At 72.4% G+C, this 4,446-nt stretch carries 4 protein-coding genes; all 4 read left to right on the forward strand.

Annotated elements, in window-relative coordinates; genetic code table 11:
- Positions 1 to 595, forward strand: a 595-nt coding sequence (locus Q2100_RS29645; protein WP_302916898.1) for a glutamate ligase domain-containing protein, incomplete at its 5' end; no start/stop codon positions are given.
- A complete protein-coding gene (mraY, locus tag Q2100_RS29650; protein ID WP_302916899.1) occupies positions 592 to 1,671 on the forward strand; it encodes a phospho-N-acetylmuramoyl-pentapeptide-transferase in 1,080 nt (359 codons plus the stop codon). The genes Q2100_RS29645 and mraY, both read left to right, overlap by 4 nt.
- Before the next feature lies 1 nt (position 1,672).
- Positions 1,673 to 3,124 (forward strand): UDP-N-acetylmuramoyl-L-alanine--D-glutamate ligase, encoded by a 1,452-nt coding sequence (murD, locus tag Q2100_RS29655; protein ID WP_302916900.1) that lies wholly within the window; start codon positions 1,673 to 1,675, stop codon positions 3,122 to 3,124.
- A 6-nt stretch (positions 3,125 to 3,130) separates the two neighbouring features.
- A partial coding sequence (gene ftsW / locus Q2100_RS29660; protein WP_407667717.1) for a putative lipid II flippase FtsW occupies positions 3,131 to 4,446 on the forward strand: 1,316 nt, incomplete at its 3' end.

Here is a 4,446-nt window from a genome sequence, read left to right on the forward strand (position 1 = left end):
CGTCGCGCTCGCGGTGCACGGCGAGCACCAGGTGTCGAACGCGCTGTGTGCGGCGGCGGTGGCGCTGGAATGCGGCGCCCGCCCCGAGCAGGTGGCCGCCGCGCTGGCCGGCGCAGGTCCTGCGTCGCGGCACCGCATGGAGGTGACCACCCGTGCCGACGGGGTGACCGTGGTCAACGACGCCTACAACGCCAACCCCGACTCCATGCAGGCCGGTCTGAAGGCGCTGGCCTGGATGGCCCGCGGCGGGCAGGAGCGGCGCCGCAGCTGGGCGGTGCTCGGCGAGATGGCCGAGCTCGGGGAGGACGCGATAACCGAGCATGACCGCATCGGCCGGCTGGCCGTGCGCTTAGATGTGTCTCGACTCATCGTCGTCGGAACCGGGAGGTCGCCGAGCGCCATGCATCACGGGGCGGTCATGGAGGGATCGTGGGGGTCGGAGGCCGCCCTGGTCGCCGACGCCGGCGCGGCGCTGGCCGTGCTGCGCGCCGAATTGGCGCCCGGTGACGTGGTGCTGGTGAAGGCGTCGAACTCGGCCGGGCTCGGTGCGCTGGCCGACGCGCTGGCGGCGGACCCCGGAATCGGTGATCGATGAGACAGATCCTCATCGCCGTCGGCATCGCGCTGACGGTGTCGATCCTGCTGACTCCCGCGCTGATCCGGCTGTTCACCCAGCGCGGCCTCGGCCACGAGATCCGCGAGGACGGCCCGGCCAGCCACCGCAAGAAGCGCGGCACCCCGTCGATGGGCGGGGTGGCGATCCTGGCCGGCATCTGGGCGGGTTATCTGGGCACCCACCTCGTCGGCGTGGCGCTCGGCGGGGAGGGCCCTTCGGCGTCGGGTCTGCTGGTCCTCGGGCTGGCCACCGCCCTGGGCGTGGTCGGCTTCCTGGATGACCTGATCAAGCTCCGGCGTGCGCGCAACCTCGGCCTGAACAAGACCGCCAAGACGGTGGGCCAGCTGCTGGCGGCGGTGCTGTTCGGCGTGCTGGCGCTGCAGTTCCGCAACGCCGACGGGCTGACCCCGGGCGGCGCTGAGCTGTCGTACGTCCGCGAGATCGCCACGGTGACGTTGGCGCCCGCGGTGTTCGTGCTGTTCTGTGTGGTGATCGTCAGCGCGTGGTCGAACGCGGTCAACTTCACCGACGGCCTGGACGGCCTGGCGGCCGGCGCCATGGCGATGGTCACCGCGGCCTACGTGATCATCACCTTCTGGCAGTACCGCAACGCGTGCGCGACCAGTCCCGGTCTCGGCTGCTACAACGTCCGCGACCCGCTCGACCTGGCGCTGATCGCGGCGGCGACGGCGGGCGCCTGCATCGGCTTCCTGTGGTGGAACGCCGCGCCCGCCAAGATCTTCATGGGTGACACCGGCTCACTGGCGCTCGGCGGCGTCATCGCGGGCCTGTCGGTCACCAGCCGCACCGAGATCCTCGCGGTGGTGCTCGGCGCGCTGTTCGTCGCCGAGGTGACGTCGGTGGTCGTGCAGATCCTGGCGTTCCGCACGACCGGCAGGCGGGTGTTCCGGATGGCCCCGTTCCACCACCACTTCGAACTGGTCGGCTGGGCCGAGACGACGGTGATCATCCGGTTCTGGCTGTTGACGGCGATCGCCTGCGGCCTCGGTGTCGCGCTCTTCTACAGCGAGTGGCTCGCCGCCGTCGGGGCGTGACGTGTCGCCGATAGCCCCCGGGGCGGCGGTTCTGGTCACCGGAGCCGGTATCACCGGGCGGGCGGTGCTGGCCGCGCTGGCGCCGCTTCAGGTGACGGCGACGCTGTGCGACGACAACGCGTCGGCGCTGGCCCCCTACGCCGGCGTGGGCACTCCGGTGATCGACCCGGCCACGGCGGTGACGCGCATCGCCGATTACGACCTGGTCGTGACGAGTCCCGGGTTTCCGCCCACCGCGCCGGTCCTGGCCGCGGCGGCCGCCGCGGGTGTGCCGGTCTGGGGTGACGTGGAGCTGGCGTGGCGGCTCGACCAGTCGGGGCGCTACGGCCCGCCGCGGCGCTGGCTGGCGGTGACGGGCACCAACGGCAAGACCACCACCACCTCCATGCTGCACGCCATGCTGGTGGCGGCCGGCCTGCGCAGTGCGTTGTGCGGCAACATCGGCGAGCCGGTGCTCGACGTGCTCGGGCAGCCGTCCGACGTCCTGGCCGTCGAGCTGTCCAGCTTCCAGCTGCACTGGGCGCCGTCGCTGCGCCCCGAGGCCGGTGTCGTGCTCAACGTCGCCGAGGACCACCTGGACTGGCACGGTTCGCTGGCCGCATACGCCCACGACAAGGCCAGGGTGCTCGACGGCCGGGTGGCGGTCGTCGGCCTGGACGACCCGGTGGCCGCCGGCCTGCTGGACGGCGCGACCGCGCCGGTGCGGGCCGGCTTCCGGCTCGGCGTGCCCGGCGAGGGCGAACTCGGGGTGCGCGACGGCATGCTGGTCGACAACGCGTTCGGCCGCGAGGTCGAGCTGGCGGGCACGGCCGACATCCCGGTGGCTGGGCCGGTCGGCGTCCTGGACGCGCTGGCCGCGGCGGCGCTGGCCCGGGCCGTCGGCGTAGAACCCGCCGCGGTGGCCGCTGCGCTGCGGGACTTCACGGTGGGCAGGCACCGGGCGGAGGTGGTGGCGGTGCGCGGCGGCGTCACCTACGTCGACGACTCCAAGGCCACCAACCCCCATGCCGCCCGGGCGTCGATCGCCGCGTACCCGCGGGTGGTGTGGATCGCCGGCGGCCTGCTCAAGGGCGCGTCGGTGCAGGAGCTCGTCCGTGAGGTGGCCGGACAGCTGGCCGGAGCGGTGCTGATCGGGCGTGACCGCGCGGTCGTCGCCGAGGCGTTATCGCGACACGCCCCGGATGTCCCCGTCGTCGAGCTTGTGACGAGGGAGGATTCTGGGGTGCATGGGACAACTGAGTCTGCTGTTAAGCATGTGACTCGTGTGGTCGAAGTGGCTGACCGGGCGATCGCCGATGCGGTGATGGCCGCGGCGGTCGAGGCCGCAGGTGAGCTGGCACGGCCGGGCGACACCGTCCTGCTGGCGCCCGCGGGCGCCTCCTTCGACCAGTTCACCGGCTACGGCCACCGCGGTGACGCGTTCGCCGCCGCCGTGCGCGCCGGCACCCGGTAGCGGGCCGTGGGCAACCTGCTGGCCCGTCTGCGCTCGCGGGGCGCCGGGGCGGAGACGGCCGGTGCGGCGGTGACGCACGGACCACGGACCCGGTTCGGCGCCTGGCTCGGCCGGCCGATGACGTCGTTCCACCTGATCATCGCCGTCGCGGCGCTGCTCACCACGCTCGGCCTGACGATGGTGCTCTCGGCGTCGGGGGTGTACTCCTACGACTCCGCCGGATCGCCCTGGTCGGTGTTCGCCAAGCAGGTGCTCTGGACCGCCGTCGGCCTCCTGGCGTTCTACGTCGCGCTGCGGATGCCGGTCGCCATGATGCGCCGGCTGGCGTTCCCCGCCTTCGCACTGACGATCGTCCTGCTGATCCTGGTGCTCATCCCCGGGATCGGCAAGGTGGCCAACGGGTCTCGCGGCTGGTTCGTGGTGTCGGGCTTCTCGATGCAGCCGTCGGAGCTGGCCAAGATCGCCTTCGCCATCTGGGGCGCGCACCTGCTGGCGGCCCGCCGCCTGGAGCGGGCCTCACTACGCGAGATGCTCATCCCGCTGGTGCCCGCGGCGGTGATCGCCCTCGCGCTGATCGTCGCGCAGCCCGACCTCGGGCAGACGGTGTCGCTGGGCATCATCCTGCTCGCGCTGCTCTGGTACGCCGGCCTGCCGCTGCGGGTGTTCCTCAGCTCGCTGCTCGCGGTCATGGTGTCGGCTGCGATTCTGGCGATGGCCGAGGGCTACCGCTCGGCGCGGGTGCAGTCGTGGCTGGATCCCGCCGCGGATGCCCAGGGCTCCGGGTACCAGGCCCGGCAGGCACGGTTTGCGCTGGCCAACGGCGGGGTGTTCGGCGACGGCCTCGGCCAGGGCAGCGCCAAATGGAACTACCTGCCCAACGCCCACAACGACTTCATCTTCGCGATCATCGGCGAGGAGCTCGGCTTCATCGGCGCCGCGGGCACGCTGGGGCTGTTCGGCCTGTTCGCCTATACCGGGATGCGCATCGCGCGCCGCTCGGCCGATCCGTTCCTGCGGCTGCTCACCGCCACCGCCACCACCTGGGTGCTCGGCCAGGTGTTCATCAACGTCGGCTACGTGGTGGGTCTTCTGCCCGTCACCGGTCTGCAGCTGCCGCTCATCTCCGCCGGCGGGACATCAACGGCGACAACATTGTTGATGATGGGCGTGATGACCAATGCCGCGCGTCACGAACCCGAGGCGGTGGCCGCGCTGCGGGCGGGCCGCGACGACCGGGTGAACCGCCTGCTGCGGCTGCCGCTGCCCGAACCGTATGTGCCCACGCGGCTGGAGGCGGTCCGCGACCGGTTGCGGACGCGGCC

Source organism: Mycolicibacterium arseniciresistens (assembly GCF_030519285.1).
Taxonomy (GTDB): domain Bacteria; phylum Actinomycetota; class Actinomycetes; order Mycobacteriales; family Mycobacteriaceae; genus Mycobacterium; species Mycobacterium arseniciresistens.